The following is a 15,070-nucleotide window of genomic DNA, read 5'->3' on the forward strand; positions in this document are numbered from 1 at the left end:
TAGGTTGCTTTTAATTTATTATGAATTATAATATTTTTTATAAGAATTTAAATGATTTTATTATATAAAAATTTTAATCTGTTAAATAACCTTAAAATAAAATATAATGGTTAATAGAAGTTTAAATTATTAAAACTAGGAGAATACGTATGAAAAGATTTAAAAAAGTATACATAGAGATAACTAATGTATGTAATTTGAGCTGTAATTTTTGTCCAAAGACAAGTAGAAAATTGCAGTTTATGGATGAAGAGGCGTTTGTTAAAGTGATAAAGCAGATAAAGCCATACACTGATTATATATATTTTCATTTAATGGGTGAACCATTCTTAAATCCTAATTTAAAAAGATTTTTAGAAATAAGTTATGAAAATGGATTAAAAGTAAATATAACTACAAATGGGACATTAATAAATAATGTTAAAGATATATTACTAGAATCAAAGGCGCTTAGACAGGTCAATATATCTCTTCATAGCTTCGAAGCAAATGATAATAAGATATCTTTAGAAGAATATATAGATAATGTAATGAGTTTTATATTAGAGGCAAGGGAAAAGAGTAAGGTTATTACATCAACAAGGCTTTGGAATATGGATAGTGATGAGCTAAGAGGAAGTAATAAGTGCAATAAAGATATAATAAATATGATAGAATCAAAATTAGGACTTGAAATAGATTTAAAGGAATCCCTTAAGAATACTAGAGGAATAAAACTTTGGGATAGAGTTTATTTAAATATGGCTGAAAAGTTTGAATGGCCAGATATAGATAAAATTAGTACGGATTGTGAAATGTTTTGCTATGGGTTAAGAGATCAAATGGGAGTTTTAGTAGATGGAACAGTAGTTCCCTGCTGTTTAGATAGTGAAGGAAATATAGAACTTGGAAATATATTTAAAGAAGATCTAGAAGATATATTAAATGGCGATAGAGCGATAAATCTATATGATGGTTTTTCAAGAAGGTGTGCAGTAGAAGATTTATGTAAAAGATGTGGATACGCAAAAAGATATAAAAAATAATTAATAAGTATAAAGAGATAGTCGAAAGTTCAACTATCTCTTTATAAATATGCTACTAGTTTTTATGTTAGATTTAATTTTTTTAATTAGTATGTTTTTTACGAGCTTCGATTAATGATAAAACTCCTTTTAAAGATAAGAATAGTACAAATAAAATAGATGTATAAAATATAATTGGACCATCCATTAATGAGTTATTAAAACCTTTTAAACGATATAAAGTAGGAACTAAAAATAAAGCGATAGTAAATAAAATTAATATTACAAAAATATTATTAAGAAGTTTTTTCATAGCAAATCACTCCTTTTATTCCATTATATACTATATATTGTATATATTATAGTGTTATAATATATGGAATAGTATGGTATAATTATAATGTTAGTGTAAAATAACAACAGTTTTAAAGAAATAAATAAAAAAATGTTGCAAAAATAGTATATTAATGTTATATTAAATGAGCAGTTGGTACGTATAGTGCTAATTACGGAGCCTAGTGTGACTTTCGCCGGTCGCTAGGCTCCATTTATTTTATATAAATTAATATTGGTATTTACTTTAGATTTATATTTCTAAAGTTTTTAGTTTATATAAAAATATTTTCTACAAATTTATTTATATTTTCTATTATTAAAACATAGTATCTATAGACTCAATTCTATGGGAGGAATAGATTATATGATAAAGATTAGAAAAGCTAAGGAAGAAGATTTTGAAGAGATTAAGGGTCTTGTAGTAGAAATAAATGATATACATGCTAAAGCAAGACCAGATTTATATAATTTTACAGAAGATCCGATCACAATAAATGAATTTTACGAATTATTAAGATGTAGAACTACTGATATATTTATAGCAATAAATTTATGTAACAATGAGATAGTTGCATATAGCATTTTAAATATTATAAATAATAAATGTTTGTTATTAACAAAAAATAAATATTATGGATACATTGAAGAATTTTGTGTGAAATCAAATTATAAAAGAAGAGGAATAGGAAAAACTTTATTTAGTTATATAAAAGAATATGCTAAGGAATTAGGTTTATCTTCATTACAGTTAACTGTATGGGAATTTAATGAAGATGCAAGATATTTCTATGAATCGTTAGGTATGATTACAAGAAATAGAAGAATGGAAATGGAAATTTAATATATATAGTTTAAAATAATAAAACACCACTATTTTAAATAGTGGTGTTTTATTATTTTTTAAAAACCTCGGTTTTTAGCGTCAATTCCACTTTCATTTATTCCAGGTTGCTTCGTAGTTGTTGTGAATGTATTCTTTGACCAATGTTGTGGATGTTTTGATCCATTAGAATTATAATTTGTTTTTGAGTAGATTCTTTCATTCTGATACTTCATAAAATCATCTCCTTAAAATTCATTACAGTAATAGTATTCTACCTATAGATAAATTTTATATTATAATAATGATTCATTTTTTAATAAAAAAAGGGAGAAAATACATGGAAAATTGTGTTAATTAGTAAGTGATAATGATAAAATAAAAATAATAAGAAAATTGAATATATTAGGGGGCGTAGATATGATAAGAAAATTGAATGAGGGTGATAGAAATAGCACTTTAAAATTTTTATATAGAGAAGCTTCTATAAATTTATTTATTATAGGAGATATTGAAAATCATGGATTTGAAAAAAATTTTATGACCGTATGGGGAAGTTTTAATGAAGAAAATAAATTAAAGGGAGTTTTCTTAAAGTACTATGAAAATTATATTGCATATTACGATAAGTTTGATAGTGATGTTGAATGTTTTAAAAATATTATAAGGTGTAATGATTGTAGAAATAAGGTTATATCAGGTAAAGCTAGTATTATAGAAGATTTTAAAAACATTTTTAAAGAGTTTGAAATTAAAGAAACAAGCTTTTGTGAGCTTAAGGATGAGCATAGATTAAAAGGATATGATGACAGTATAAAGATAGCAACAGAAAATGATTCAAAAAGAATATGTGATTTTGTCAATGGAATAAAAGAGTTCCGCGATATATCAGGAACTTCAGAGGAACAATTTTTAGAGAATATGAGAAGCAAATCAGGTAGGACATATTATATTGAGAATGAAAAAAATGATATTATTGCAAATGTTCAAACCACTGCAGAAAATTCAAAGTCTGGAATGATTGTAGCTGTTGCAACAAAAGAAGAATATAGAAATAGAGGGTTAGTAACTAAATGTTTAAGTAAACTGTGTAAAGATATGCTAGAAGAAGGAAAAACTCTATGTCTATTTTATGATAATCCTATAGCAGGAAAGCTTTATAAAAAACTAGGTTTTAAGGACATAGACAAATGGACTATGATAATAGAAAAATAAAATTTATTATGGATTATTTTAACAACGTATATTATAATATTCATAGCACTTATAGGAAAAGTTTGTAAATATAGTAGCTAATAAATATTTTGGGGTGTTAAGTATATGAGAGAAATAAAATTAAGTAATGGATGGAAATTAAGGTCATTTTTAGGAGAGTTAAAAGAAGAGAATGGGAAAAATGAAATAGTTATAGTAAATGAAAATGATGATATTATTGTAAATGTTGAGGTATTAGAGAATGGAAATTTAAATATAAATTAAATATTTAATATAGTAGTTTATAGGCACTAATTTTTTATAATTAGTGCTTATTTTTATAAAATAATTTTTTAAATATGAAGAAATATATTAACTATCCCTATTTAATATATTTACTAACACAATAAATTAAAGATATGTAAATAATATACTGTATATGTAATAATAGATTGATTTTATGGTAAGGTAAGTATATAGAATTAATAAATCTATTGAAATCTTATAAGGGGGATTAAAGGATGAAACTAAAGATAAGCGGACCAAAAGAGAATATAAAGAGTGTAAAAAATTTTTTTATAGAGCTCATAGAGGCTATTCTATGGTTTCTATTCCCATTTTAATAAAACAATAAGAAGAGATAAATTAATCAATTTATCTCTTTAAGATTTTTGTACTTAATTGGAAGTTTTATGATAAAGGTAGTTCCTTTATTTAATTCACTTTTAACGTTAATCTCTCCATCATGAATAGATATGATTTTTGAAACTATAGAAAGCCCAAGTCCAGTTCCATTTGTATTTCTTGAAGAATCACTTTTATAAAATCTTTCGAAGATTCTATTAATATTTTCCTTAGAAATTCCCATTCCATAATCTTTAAAAATAATATTGATGTATTCAGTAGTCTCTTCTAAAGAAATATTTATTATAGAACCTTCATTTGAAAATTTAATAGCATTTTCAATAAGATTAGTCCATACATGAAAGAGTAGGTCTTTATCTCCAGTAATATTAACTTTTGGAAGATTAAGTTCAAAGGTGATATTTTTGATAGACCATTTACTTTCCAAAGATAAAATACTTTTTCGTATCTCTTCATCAATAAAGAAATCATCTTTTTTTATATTGTCATGAATGTTATCTAATGATGATAACCGTAAAAGATTTTCACTAAGTAAGCTTAATCTACTTGTCTCTTCATTAATAATATTAGAATAATATCTTCTATCTTCTACGCTTAAGGTATCATAAGATAGAAGGGTTGAAAATCCCTTTATAGTAGTAAGGGGAGTTCTAATTTCATGAGAAACAGAAGATACGAATTCTTGTCTCATAGTTTCAGTTTTATTAAGTTCTGAAATCATGTAATTAAATGTATTTATAAGTTCACCAAGTTCATCTTTTCTACGATTTTGAACCTGAATATCATAACTACCGTTACTTATATATTTTGATGCTAATGTTATTGCTTTTATAGGTTTAACAATATTTTTAGCAACTATCATATAAGAAATTGTACCAAGAATCAAAACTATACATAGGTTTAAAAACATCCATTTATGAATTCCAAGAGCATTAAATAGATTAATAGGTTTAATAAATAATGCATAAGTCGTATCATCAAACTTAAAAGACGATGCAAAATATTTATTTGAAGAATCTAGATAAGTGTTAGAATTTATATCTGAATGATGATTTTTACCATCTAAAACCTCTAAAACTTCATCTTTAGGAATGGTAATATGAGAATTATTTTTTGAAAATTCATCAACTAAACCATCTTTATCATAAATAGATATATTAGATATATGAAATATATCCATATTAATTATTGAATTTATAGAAGACTTATTATTATTTTTATATAGTGATTCTATATTTTCAACTGTATTATTTAAAGTTTTTTGTAAAGTATTTTTTATTTTAAATGAGTAAATAAACGATGTTATAAAAAAAGAAACTATTATACTAGATATAATTACACAAAAGAAAATGCTTACTAACTTAAAATATATAGACTTTTTCATATATTAATCTCCTTCAATTTTATATCCAAGACCTCGTATAGTTGTGATTTTAGCTAAACTGTTATTAGAAACTAACTTTTCTCTTATTCTTTTTATATGAACATCAACTGTTCTATCATCACCTTCGTAATCAATTCCCCAAATATCTTCTATAAGTTCGTTTCTTGTAAAAACTTTATTTGGAAAACTACTTAATTTAAATAATAATTGAAATTCCTTGAGAGGAAAGTCTATTATAGTATTATTTATTTTCACAGAGCATTCTTTAAAGTTAATAAGAAGATCACAATAAGATATTATATCTTTAGATATTTTTTTATACCTCCTAAGAAGAGCTTTAATTCTTAGTAAAAGCTCAAGAACTTCAAAAGGTTTAACTAGATAATCATCAGCACCTTTATTAAATCCATCTATTTTATCATTAAGTTCGCCTTTAGCAGTTAAAAGTAAAATAGGTACATCAAGTATATCTTTTATATGTTTAGTGACTTCTAATCCATTTACTAGTGGCATCATTACATCTATTATTGCTATACTTATCTGATTATTTTCTACAGCATCTAAGGCTTCTTGTCCATTAGAGCATAATATTACAGTATAATTTTCTCTTTTAAGTACTTCGTTTAATAGTGTACGTATATTTTTATCATCATCTACAACCAAAATATTAATCATTAAATCTTCTCCTAAAATGCAGTAATAATTTTTAGTATATATTATTAAGAGCTTAAATAAAAGGACTATATCATATCGAATTTACTAATATAAGTGGATAAATATATATTAGTTTGATATAATAAAGTCCTTTTAAGATTTAAAATATAATATTTTATTCTGAACGTAGAGCATCAATTGGAAGAAGCTTTGAGGCTTTATTTGCAGGCATAAGTCCAAATACTACACCTATGAAAATTGAGAAGCCAAGACCAAAGAATACAACTCCCCATGAAATACCAGATGTTACACCAAGCACCGAATTAAATGCCATAGAGCCTAATATTCCAAGAATAGCACCAATTATTCCGCCTATTAAACTTATCACTATAGATTCAATTAAGAATTGAATTAAAATATCTTTTCTTTTTGCACCAAGTGCTTTTCTTATACCAATTTCTCTTGTTCTTTCAGTAACTGATACAAGCATTATATTCATTATTCCAATACCACCAACTAATAATGAGATACCTGCAATAACTCCAACCGTTGTTGTCATTGTACCTTGCATTGTTTTTATTGTATCTAATATTTGTTGTTGATTTATTATAGTATAAGGTTTAATCTTATCTTTATCAGAATTTTTAATATCAAAAGTTCTATCTAGTTTTCTTTCGATAGCTGTCATTGTATTATCTATATTTTCAGTATCTTTAACCTTTAAGTACATAGTTGAGACTGAGGTATTCTTTATAAGTCTTTGAACTGAAGTTATAGGTGCATAAATTTTATTATCTGTTGAATTTAAGGCAGAGCCATCTTTAGCTAATATACCAACTACCTTATATTTAATACCATTTAACCTTACATATTTGCCTATGGGATTTTCAAATCCAAATATATCAGTAGCAATGGTATTACCAAGCACAACGATTTTATCACTATATTCAACATCTATAGGAAGAATAAATCTACCATCTTCTAACTTTTTATTTTCTAAAGAAATAAAATTATTATCTGTTCCAGTGATTGAAACTATTTTGTTATTATCACCATATATTAAATCTACATTTCCGTTTACATCAGCAGACATTTTATCTATATTTGGTATTTCTTTAAACTTTTTTGAATCATCATAAGATAATTTATCTGTTGGATCCTTTGAGGTAACCATAACACTTATCAGGTTAGATCCTAAATCTGTCATTTGAGAGTTTACACTTTCAGTCATTGAATTTGCAACAGAAACTAGAAGAGTTACTGAAAGTACTCCAATAATTATTCCAAGCATTGTAAGTATTGAACGCATCTTATTTGATAGAAGTTGCTTAAAAGCTAATTTAAAGCTTTGTATTATACCCATATAATCACGCCCTTTCCTCGTATAATGTTCCATCTTTAATTCTGATTATTCTTTTTGCTTGATCTGCAACACTAAGGTCGTGAGTTATAATTACAATGGTTCTTCCTTCAGCATTTAAATCCTTTATAAGTGACATAATCTCTTTACTTGTTTTTGTATCTAAAGCTCCCGTAGGCTCATCACAAAGAAGTATTTCTGGATCAGTTACAATGGCACGTGCTATTGCAACCCTTTGCTGCTGTCCTCCTGATAATTGTGTAGGAAGATGGTTTCTTCTATCAGCTAATCCAACTTTCTCTAAAGCTTCCATTGAACGTTTTTTTCTTTCAGATGAAGACATACCTCTATAGATAAGTGGTAGTTCAACATTCTCAAGAGCAGATAACTTACTTAAGAGATTAAATTGTTGAAATATAAATCCGATTTTTTTATTTCTTATTTCAGATAATTTATTATCATTTAGTGTTCTTACATCTTCTCCATCTAGAAGATATACTCCTGTATCTACTTTATCTAAACATCCTATAAAGTTCATGAAAGTAGATTTGCCAGAACCAGAGGGCCCTACAATTGCAACAAATTCTCCTTTTTTTACTTTAAGAGAAATATTATTTAACACTTGAAGATGTTCATCCCCCATAGTATAGCTTTTACAAGCATTCTCTACATCAATAACATATTGTTTCATAATTAATATCCTCCTAAAGATTATTTTGAACTATTCATCATTGGAGGGAAGCCATTAGTTTGCTTCTTTACTAATGTAGGAAGTTGCACCTCGTCCCCTGAAGAAAGACCTTCTGTGATTTGGATAGAGTCATCATTATGGATTCCTGTCTTAACTATTTTTTCTTCTTTAGTTGAAGGAATTATAACGTAATTTTCTCCAGAATCATTTTGATTTATTGCTTCAATTGGAATATATAAAATATTATCTTTCTTTTCAGTTGTTATTGTTCCAGTACCAGTCATACCAGCTTTAAGGCCATTTATAGTTTTATCAAATGATACGATAACACCATATGTAGTAACTCCATTTACAGTGTTGCCAACATCAGCTATGCTTTCTATTTTTCCTTTGAATTTTTTATCAGGAAATGCGTTTATATCAATATTTACAGTTTGACCTTTTTTTAGATTAACTACATCAATTTCATCAACAGTAAGTTCAAACTCTAAATTATCATAATCAGGTTTAATTTTATTTTCAGGGACTACTATACCAGATGATGATACAGAGACCTTTAATTCACCTTTACTTACAGTTGCTGTTTGATAAACATCAACATTTTGCTCTATTTTTTCTTTTGCTTTTGAAATTGTAAAAGCAGCACCAGCTCCTAATATTGCAATAGTACATATTACAGTTATTATAATTGTTTTTGCTTTTTTACTCATTTATTGATCCTCCTAAATTAGTTTGATGACTAAATAATAATTAATAAATATTAACTTAACATGAACTAACTTCAATTATTTAGTATTTCTAAAAAGTGATATTTTAAACATATAATGATAAAAATATAATTTTTTATAAAATATAGTGAATATTCAAAATATTTACTGTATAATGTAATTAAATGTTTACATTAAGAATATAAATCTTTTATCAGGGAACAATAATGTTCAGTATTTAAATAAAAAGGAGGGGCAAACAATTATGCATACTAACTTAATACCAAATATCGATAGTTATGTAGCAAAGTACATGGACGAGAATGGATGTAGCTTTGAACAAGCATGTGCTGAACTAGAATTAGATAAAGAGAGTGTATTCAATCAACAATATAATAATGAATTAGAATAATTAAAAAAGGATGCTATTAGAGCATCCTTTCTTTTGCATTTAAAAATATAGAAGAAGTAATTATTACTTTTATATTTTTACATTAAATGGTTATGTTTAATTAAATAATATAATGAATTTGATATACTTTAATTAAATTACATCCATTTTGAGTTATATTTTTGAAACGATAGTTAATCTTCTGAAAACTATCCTATAAATATAATTATATAGCTATAAGTTCCTTTCTTCAATTTAAATTATATTATTTTTGAAAAAACTATTTGAAATGGATATAATATAGAATAAGAGATTATTTTGAAAGATAAGGAAAGAGGTAAAAAGATGAAAATAAATAGAAATGATGATTGCTGGTGTGGCAGTGGAAAGAAGTATAAGAAATGTCATGCTGACTTTGATGAAAAGTACGATTCTTTAAAAAGACAAGGATTTTTAATGCCTCCTAAAAAAATTATAAAGAATGAAGAACAAATAGAAGGAATAAGAAGAAGTGCAAAAATTAATAATGCAGTATTAGACCTTGTTTCAGAAAAAATAAAAGAGGGTATGAGTACTGAAGAGATAGATAAGATTGTATATGATTATACAGTAAGTCAAGGAGCTATACCTGCCCCTCTAAACTATGGTGGATTTCCAAAGAGTGTTTGTACTTCAATAAATGAAGAAGTATGCCATGGAATACCTGATGAAAGCATAATTTTAAGAGATGGTGATATTATAAATGTTGATGTATCAACAATAAAAGATGGATATTATTCAGACGCATCAAGAATGTTTATTATAGGAAATGCCTCAGAGGAAGCTAAAAGATTAGTTGAAGTATCAAGAGAATGTCTTCAAAAAGGAATTGAGGCTGTTAAGCCTTGGGGATTCTTAGGAGACATTGGAGCAGCGGTTCAAGAACATGCTGAGAAGAATGGATATTCTGTTGTTAGAGACTTTGGTGGACATGGAGTTGGAGTAGAGTTCCATGAAGATCCATTTGTTGCACATGTAGGTGATAGAGGAGAAGGTATGGTACTAGTACCAGGAATGACATTCACTATAGAACCAATGATAAATCAAGGTGATTATGGAGTGTTTGTTGATGAAGATAATGATTGGACTGCAATAACAGAAGATGGATCATTATCATCACAATGGGAACATACAATTTTAGTTACAGAAGATGGTATAGAAATAATTGCTTATTAATTATTAATAAAAAGTGTAGAAAATTAATTTTCTACACTTTTTTTATTATATAAAGTTAAATTTAAATTAAGTATTTTAAAAAAACAATGAACTAACTGTAAATTTAAATATACATAGGGAGAAAGTAGTAATAATACATTATAAATATTGTATAATAATGTTGAATTTATGGAATTTAAGGTGATTATATGAATAAGAAAAAAAGATTAGGTGATCTTTTAGTTGAACTTGGATATATAACAGAAGAGCAAGTTAATGAGGCAATAAAAATACAGAAAACTACAGGAAAAAGACTTGGTAGAATTTTTGTGGATTTAGGATACATAACAGAAGAAGGATTATTAAATATATTAGAGCTTCAACTTGGAATACCTAGAATAAATTTAGATCTTATAGATGTGGATATGAATGCAGTATCAACAATATCAGAAGGACTAGCTAAAAAGTATAATCTAATACCAATAAAGTTTAGGAATGGAAGGCTTATTGTAGCTATGTCAGATCCACTTAATGTTTTTGCAGAAGAAGACGTAGCATTATCATCTGGGTATAAAATAGATATTGGAATAGCAATGGAAGAGGAAATCGTAGATGCCATTGCAAAATATTATTCAAAAGATTACATAACAAAGACTGAAGCTAAATTAAATGAAGAAATAGATGAAAAAATAAATGAAAACCTTATAGTGGATAATAAAAATGATTCTCCATCAGTTAGACTTATAGATAGAATTATAGAAAATGCAATAAAAAATCATGCAAGTGATATACATATAGAACCACAGCAAAATAAAATAATAATAAGATATAGAATAGATGGCAAGCTTAGAAAACAATTTGAAGCGCCAAAAGAGCCATTAAATTCTATGGTTACGAGGATAAAGTTATTAAGTGGGATGGATATTGCTGAAAGAAGAGCACCACAAGATGGGAAAATAGTAATTAAGATTGATAAGAGAGAAATAGACTTAAGAGTATCAATATTACCATCTGTAAATGGGGAAAACTTAGTTATTAGAATATTAGATAAAAATTCTTTTGAATTCTCAAAGGAAAATTTAGGATTTACAAGTGAAGAAATAGAAATTATAAACGATATAACTAATAAATCATATGGAATGTTTTTAGTTACAGGACCAACAGGTAGTGGTAAAACATCAACACTATATTCAATACTTAGAGATATGAAGAATGAAGAAAATAATGTTATTACATTAGAGGATCCTGTTGAATATACCATGGACGGAATAGTACAAGTAAATGTAAATAGTAAAGCTGGACTTACATTTAATTCAGGTCTTAGAGCAATTTTAAGACAGGATCCAGATATAATAATGGTTGGTGAAATAAGAGATGAAGAGACAGCGACTATGGCAATAAGATCAGCTATAACAGGTCATAAAGTTTTAAGTACATTACACACGAATGATGCACCAGCAGCTATAGTAAGACTTATGGATATGGGGATACCTTCATATTTAATTGCAGCATCTTTAACGGGAGTAGTTGCTCAAAGGTTAATGAGAAAACTTTGCAATAATTGTAAAGAAGAATACTTAGCAAATAATTACGAAAAAGAAATTTTAGGTATTAGTAAAGAAGAGAATGTTAAGCTATATAGACCTGTTGGATGTCTTAAATGTTCAGGGACTGGATATAAAGGGAGAACAGGAATATTTGAGATTATGGAAGTAAAACAAAATATAAGAGAATTAATAGCAAAAAGTGCAAACTTCTATGAAATAAGTGATGAAGCAAAGAAAAATGGAATGAAGACTTTATTTGAAAGTGGAGTAGAGGTTGTAAAAAAAGGTACAAGCAGTATGAACGAATTGATGAGAATAACTTTAATAGAAGGATAAAGGAGTAGAAAATATGCCTTTATATAAATATGAAGCAAAAAACCTTGAAGGTAAAATGTTAAAAGGAAAACTTGACGTAGAAAATTTAGATGAGCTTAGAAAAGTATTAAAGCAAAAAGGCTTTTTTTTAGCTAAATATGATACTGAAGGGAAATCACTTAACATAGATCTTAGTATGTTAATGAAAATACCTAAAAAAGATATTTCTATATTTTGCAGGCAAATGTATCTTTCATTATCATCAGGAATAACAGTATTTAAAAGTATAGAGATAGTGAAAAATCAAGTTGAAAATAAGAAACTAAAGAATATATTAAATAATGTTTTTAGTGATATTGAGAAAGGAAATTTGCTTTCAGAGGCTTTTAAAAAATACAAGGATTTACCGGATCTTTTTATATATATGATTGAAGTTGGAGAAGAGACTGGGAAAATAGACGATGTAATGGGAAGCCTTGCTGACTATTATGATAATCAATATAAGCAGGAAAAGAAAATAAAAAATGCTATGATATATCCTAAATTTTTATTTATATTTTCTATATTAGTAGTTTGTGGGTTAGTTACTTTTGTAGTACCTGTATTTGTTCAAAATTTGATATCTGCAAATCAAAAATTACCACTACCAACTCAAATAATTATTAATATAAGTGAGTTTATGAAATCAAAATGGATATATATTATATTGGTGGTAGTTGGACTGGTTCTAATAAAAAGAACTGTATTAGATAAAAGCATAGTATATAGACTTTTTATAGATAAATTTATAGTAAAGTTTAAGCTTATAAAAAATATGACAATGCAAATATATACAGCAAGATTTGCAAGGACTTTCTCTATATTATTTGCAGGAGGAATAAGCGCAGTAAGGTGTATGGAAATAAGTGCAGATGTTATAGGAAATTCGTATCTAAGTACAAAGCTGATTGAAAGTAAAAATTTAATAAATGATGGGGCAAGCATTTCTGAAAGTTTAGAAAGTGGAAATGTGTTCCCAAAGATGCTTATTCAATCTATAAAGGTTGGAGAAGAATCAGGAACAGTTGATGAAATATTAGTAAAAGCTTCAGAATTTTATGATTCAGAAGCAAATTTTGCATTAGAGAAATTATCAAGTTTAGTTGAGCCGATAATGATTGTAATTTTAGCAGTATTAGTTGGATTCGTTGTAATATCATTATTATTACCAATGTTTTCAATGTATGATGCTATTCAATAAAGTTTATAAGCCTAATAAGGTTTTATATAAAATATAATGACATTTAAGGAGGAATAAGTTATGAATAAACTTGTTAAGAAGAAAAAGAAAGGTTTTACGCTAATAGAACTAATAGCAGTAATAGCAATACTTGCAGTATTAGCAGTGATAGCAGTTCCAAGAGTAATATCATATGTAGAGAAATCAAAGAAAGTTGCTATACAAACACAGGCATCAACAATATACAATGCTGCTGAAGCTTCATATAATGATGGAACATTAAAGAATGGAACTGGTAATGATGCAGCATTAGTTAATAAAGATAACTTCGACTCAATTACTGTTGATAATGCAGTTGCAAGTCTTGAAGGAAATAATTTATTAAGTGGTATAAATACTACTAACCTTGGACCAGCAAAGACATTAGGAAATTTAAAAGCTTTAATTAATGCAGATGCTAGTAAATTTACACTTAATGGAAATGTTTTGACTGGTAACTTTAATGGGGAATCAGGTAAATACCAACCAGATTCAACACCAGCAAAATAAATTACTTAAAAATATTAAAAGGCTGTCCTATGGCAGCCTTTTAATGAATTATGTAAATGGGAGAGGAGTCTATGAAAAAGAAAGGTTTTACGCTAATAGAATTAATAGCAGTAATAGCAATACTTGCAATATTAGCAGTAATAGCAGTTCCAAGGGTAATATCATATGTAGATAGATCAAAAAAAGTTGCAATACAGACAGAAGCTAAGGTTATATATGATGCAGCAGAACGAGCTTATAATGAGGGGATATTAATTCCTACAAGTAATAATATCTGGGATTATAATAATGGTAGTACTCAAAAGCAAACTCCGAAGTTTGAATATATGATAGTATTCGAAAAGGATTATTGTAAAAATGGTTCAGAACCTGTTCTTGATATTCTTCAAAAGCATGATTTAATAAGTAAAGTAAATGCTGAAAAAGATAATAGAATGCTTGGAGCTGCATATTATATAGGTTCATTGAAACAAGTAATTGATGCTAATCCAAATGATATTGTCTTAAATAAAGATGGAACATTAAACAATTGGTATGGAAATCCTATAAAATAAGATGAGGCGATTTATGAAAAAGAAAGGTTTTACATTAATAGAACTAATAGCCACAATAGCAATACTTGCAATATTAGCTGTAATAGCAGTACCAAGAGTAATATCATATGTAGAAAAATCAAAGGTGATAACAGTTAAAGCAGAAGCAAAAGTTATATATAATGCAGCAGAAGCTGCTTATAACAATGGGTTATTAGTTCCAACAAAGTATAATATATATCCACCAGCTGGATTTGACTATAATAAAGATACTCCACTTTTTAAAGATATGGCACTTTTTAATTATAGTAATTCGAAAGATAAAAAAGGCGTAATAAAAGTATTAGAAGAAAATAATCTTTTGACAAGTAAAGAGAAAGATATAACAAGCTTAGTAGGTAAAGCTGCAACTATTGAATGGTTAGAAAGGATAATAAATTCTAGCTCTAATAATATAAAATTAGATAAAAAAGGAAACTTTGATGGATTTAAATAAAATAAATCATTCAATAAATTTTATTAGAAAG

Annotated in this window: 18 protein-coding genes; 11 read left to right on the forward strand and 7 right to left on the reverse strand. The window is 26.8% G+C overall.

Annotated elements, in window-relative coordinates:
- The first annotated feature begins 149 nt into the window (after window positions 1-149).
- Window positions 150-1,025: a radical SAM/SPASM domain-containing protein gene (locus JOC62_RS07185; protein WP_204594547.1), complete on the forward strand. Its 876-nt coding sequence runs from the start codon at window positions 150-152 to the stop codon at window positions 1,023-1,025.
- 82 nt (window positions 1,026-1,107) lie between these two features.
- Here the strand turns inward: JOC62_RS07185 and JOC62_RS07190 are convergent, their stop codons facing one another.
- A complete protein-coding gene (locus JOC62_RS07190; RefSeq protein WP_204594548.1) occupies window positions 1,108-1,317 on the reverse strand; it encodes a hypothetical protein in 210 nt (69 codons plus the stop codon).
- A 387-nt stretch (window positions 1,318-1,704) separates the two neighbouring features.
- Between JOC62_RS07190 and JOC62_RS07195 the strand changes: the two genes are divergently transcribed.
- Entirely contained in the window at window positions 1,705-2,181 is a 477-nt protein-coding gene (locus JOC62_RS07195) for a GNAT family N-acetyltransferase (protein WP_204594549.1), read from the forward strand.
- 59 nt (window positions 2,182-2,240) lie between these two features.
- Here the strand turns inward: JOC62_RS07195 and JOC62_RS07200 are convergent, their stop codons facing one another.
- Entirely contained in the window at window positions 2,241-2,396 is a 156-nt protein-coding gene (locus JOC62_RS07200) for a hypothetical protein (RefSeq protein WP_204594550.1), read from the reverse strand.
- Window positions 2,397-2,580: 184 nt separating this feature from the next.
- On the opposite strand from JOC62_RS07200, the gene JOC62_RS07205 reads away from it, so the two are divergent.
- Together JOC62_RS07205 and JOC62_RS07210 are read left to right on the forward strand one after the other, a co-directional pair.
- Window positions 2,581-3,375 carry a GNAT family N-acetyltransferase gene (locus tag JOC62_RS07205; protein WP_204594551.1) on the forward strand — a complete coding sequence of 265 codons (795 nt, stop codon included), beginning with the start codon at window positions 2,581-2,583 and terminating at the stop codon, window positions 3,373-3,375.
- Between the two features lie 105 nt (window positions 3,376-3,480).
- Window positions 3,481-3,639, forward strand: coding sequence for a hypothetical protein (locus JOC62_RS07210; protein WP_204594552.1), 159 nt, complete (start codon window positions 3,481-3,483; stop codon window positions 3,637-3,639).
- Window positions 3,640-4,003: 364 nt separating this feature from the next.
- Here JOC62_RS07210 and JOC62_RS07215 read toward each other — a convergent pair whose 3' ends face one another.
- From JOC62_RS07215 to JOC62_RS07235, 5 genes are all read right to left on the reverse strand, one after another.
- On the reverse strand, window positions 4,004-5,383 hold the full coding sequence (locus tag JOC62_RS07215; protein WP_204594553.1) for a HAMP domain-containing sensor histidine kinase: 1,380 nt from the start codon (window positions 5,381-5,383) through the stop codon (window positions 4,004-4,006).
- Between the two features lie 3 nt (window positions 5,384-5,386).
- Window positions 5,387-6,058: a response regulator transcription factor gene (locus JOC62_RS07220; protein ID WP_204594554.1), complete on the reverse strand. Its 672-nt coding sequence runs from the start codon at window positions 6,056-6,058 to the stop codon at window positions 5,387-5,389.
- Between the two features lie 154 nt (window positions 6,059-6,212).
- A complete protein-coding gene (locus tag JOC62_RS07225; protein WP_204594555.1) occupies window positions 6,213-7,400 on the reverse strand; it encodes an ABC transporter permease in 1,188 nt (395 codons plus the stop codon).
- Window positions 7,401-7,404: 4 nt separating this feature from the next.
- A complete protein-coding gene (locus JOC62_RS07230; RefSeq protein ID WP_204594556.1) occupies window positions 7,405-8,088 on the reverse strand; it encodes an ABC transporter ATP-binding protein in 684 nt (227 codons plus the stop codon).
- 20 nt (window positions 8,089-8,108) lie between these two features.
- Entirely contained in the window at window positions 8,109-8,798 is a 690-nt protein-coding gene (locus JOC62_RS07235) for an efflux RND transporter periplasmic adaptor subunit (protein ID WP_204594557.1), read from the reverse strand.
- Window positions 8,799-9,060: 262 nt separating this feature from the next.
- Here JOC62_RS07235 and JOC62_RS07240 point away from each other — a divergent pair, with 262 nt between their 5' ends.
- The 7 genes from JOC62_RS07240 to JOC62_RS07270 all read left to right on the forward strand — a co-directional run bounded on the left by JOC62_RS07240 (window position 9,061) and on the right by JOC62_RS07270 (window position 15,039).
- Window positions 9,061-9,207: a hypothetical protein gene (locus JOC62_RS07240; protein ID WP_204594558.1), complete on the forward strand. Its 147-nt coding sequence runs from the start codon at window positions 9,061-9,063 to the stop codon at window positions 9,205-9,207.
- 324 nt (window positions 9,208-9,531) lie between these two features.
- Window positions 9,532-10,401: a methionyl aminopeptidase gene (locus tag JOC62_RS07245; protein ID WP_204594559.1), complete on the forward strand. Its 870-nt coding sequence runs from the start codon at window positions 9,532-9,534 to the stop codon at window positions 10,399-10,401.
- Between the two features lie 188 nt (window positions 10,402-10,589).
- On the forward strand, window positions 10,590-12,263 hold the full coding sequence (locus JOC62_RS07250; protein WP_204594560.1) for a GspE/PulE family protein: 1,674 nt from the start codon (window positions 10,590-10,592) through the stop codon (window positions 12,261-12,263).
- Between the two features lie 13 nt (window positions 12,264-12,276).
- A complete protein-coding gene (locus JOC62_RS07255; protein ID WP_204594561.1) occupies window positions 12,277-13,482 on the forward strand; it encodes a type II secretion system F family protein in 1,206 nt (401 codons plus the stop codon).
- Window positions 13,483-13,542: 60 nt separating this feature from the next.
- Entirely contained in the window at window positions 13,543-14,010 is a 468-nt protein-coding gene (locus JOC62_RS19320; protein WP_279381510.1) for a type IV pilin protein, read from the forward strand.
- A 71-nt stretch (window positions 14,011-14,081) separates the two neighbouring features.
- Window positions 14,082-14,564: a type II secretion system protein gene (locus JOC62_RS19325; protein WP_204594562.1), complete on the forward strand. Its 483-nt coding sequence runs from the start codon at window positions 14,082-14,084 to the stop codon at window positions 14,562-14,564.
- Window positions 14,565-14,577: 13 nt separating this feature from the next.
- Entirely contained in the window at window positions 14,578-15,039 is a 462-nt protein-coding gene (locus JOC62_RS07270) for a type IV pilin protein (RefSeq protein WP_243425032.1), read from the forward strand.
- Window positions 15,040-15,070: the final 31 nt, after the last annotated feature.

It is taken from the genome of Clostridium sardiniense, assembly GCF_016907995.1.
Classification (GTDB): Bacteria; Bacillota; Clostridia; order Clostridiales; family Clostridiaceae; genus Clostridium; species Clostridium sardiniense.

Coding starts and splice junctions, on each gene's coding strand:
- JOC62_RS07225 (WP_204594555.1), bottom strand. CDS start 7,400: ATGGGTATAATACAAAGCTTTAAATTAGCTTTTAAGCAACTTCTATCA.
- JOC62_RS07255 (WP_204594561.1), top strand. CDS start 12,277: ATGCCTTTATATAAATATGAAGCAAAAAACCTTGAAGGTAAAATGTTA.
- JOC62_RS07235 (WP_204594557.1), bottom strand. CDS start 8,798: ATGAGTAAAAAAGCAAAAACAATTATAATAACTGTAATATGTACTATT.
- JOC62_RS07195 (WP_204594549.1), top strand. CDS start 1,705: ATGATAAAGATTAGAAAAGCTAAGGAAGAAGATTTTGAAGAGATTAAG.
- JOC62_RS19325 (WP_204594562.1), top strand. CDS start 14,082: ATGAAAAAGAAAGGTTTTACGCTAATAGAATTAATAGCAGTAATAGCA.
- JOC62_RS07215 (WP_204594553.1), bottom strand. CDS start 5,383: ATGAAAAAGTCTATATATTTTAAGTTAGTAAGCATTTTCTTTTGTGTA.
- JOC62_RS19320 (WP_279381510.1), top strand. CDS start 13,543: ATGAATAAACTTGTTAAGAAGAAAAAGAAAGGTTTTACGCTAATAGAA.
- JOC62_RS07245 (WP_204594559.1), top strand. CDS start 9,532: ATGAAAATAAATAGAAATGATGATTGCTGGTGTGGCAGTGGAAAGAAG.
- JOC62_RS07230 (WP_204594556.1), bottom strand. CDS start 8,088: ATGAAACAATATGTTATTGATGTAGAGAATGCTTGTAAAAGCTATACT.
- JOC62_RS07210 (WP_204594552.1), top strand. CDS start 3,481: ATGAGAGAAATAAAATTAAGTAATGGATGGAAATTAAGGTCATTTTTA.
- JOC62_RS07190 (WP_204594548.1), bottom strand. CDS start 1,317: ATGAAAAAACTTCTTAATAATATTTTTGTAATATTAATTTTATTTACT.
- JOC62_RS07220 (WP_204594554.1), bottom strand. CDS start 6,058: ATGATTAATATTTTGGTTGTAGATGATGATAAAAATATACGTACACTA.
- JOC62_RS07185 (WP_204594547.1), top strand. CDS start 150: ATGAAAAGATTTAAAAAAGTATACATAGAGATAACTAATGTATGTAAT.
- JOC62_RS07250 (WP_204594560.1), top strand. CDS start 10,590: ATGAATAAGAAAAAAAGATTAGGTGATCTTTTAGTTGAACTTGGATAT.
- JOC62_RS07240 (WP_204594558.1), top strand. CDS start 9,061: ATGCATACTAACTTAATACCAAATATCGATAGTTATGTAGCAAAGTAC.
- JOC62_RS07200 (WP_204594550.1), bottom strand. CDS start 2,396: ATGAAGTATCAGAATGAAAGAATCTACTCAAAAACAAATTATAATTCT.
- JOC62_RS07205 (WP_204594551.1), top strand. CDS start 2,581: ATGATAAGAAAATTGAATGAGGGTGATAGAAATAGCACTTTAAAATTT.
- JOC62_RS07270 (WP_243425032.1), top strand. CDS start 14,578: ATGAAAAAGAAAGGTTTTACATTAATAGAACTAATAGCCACAATAGCA.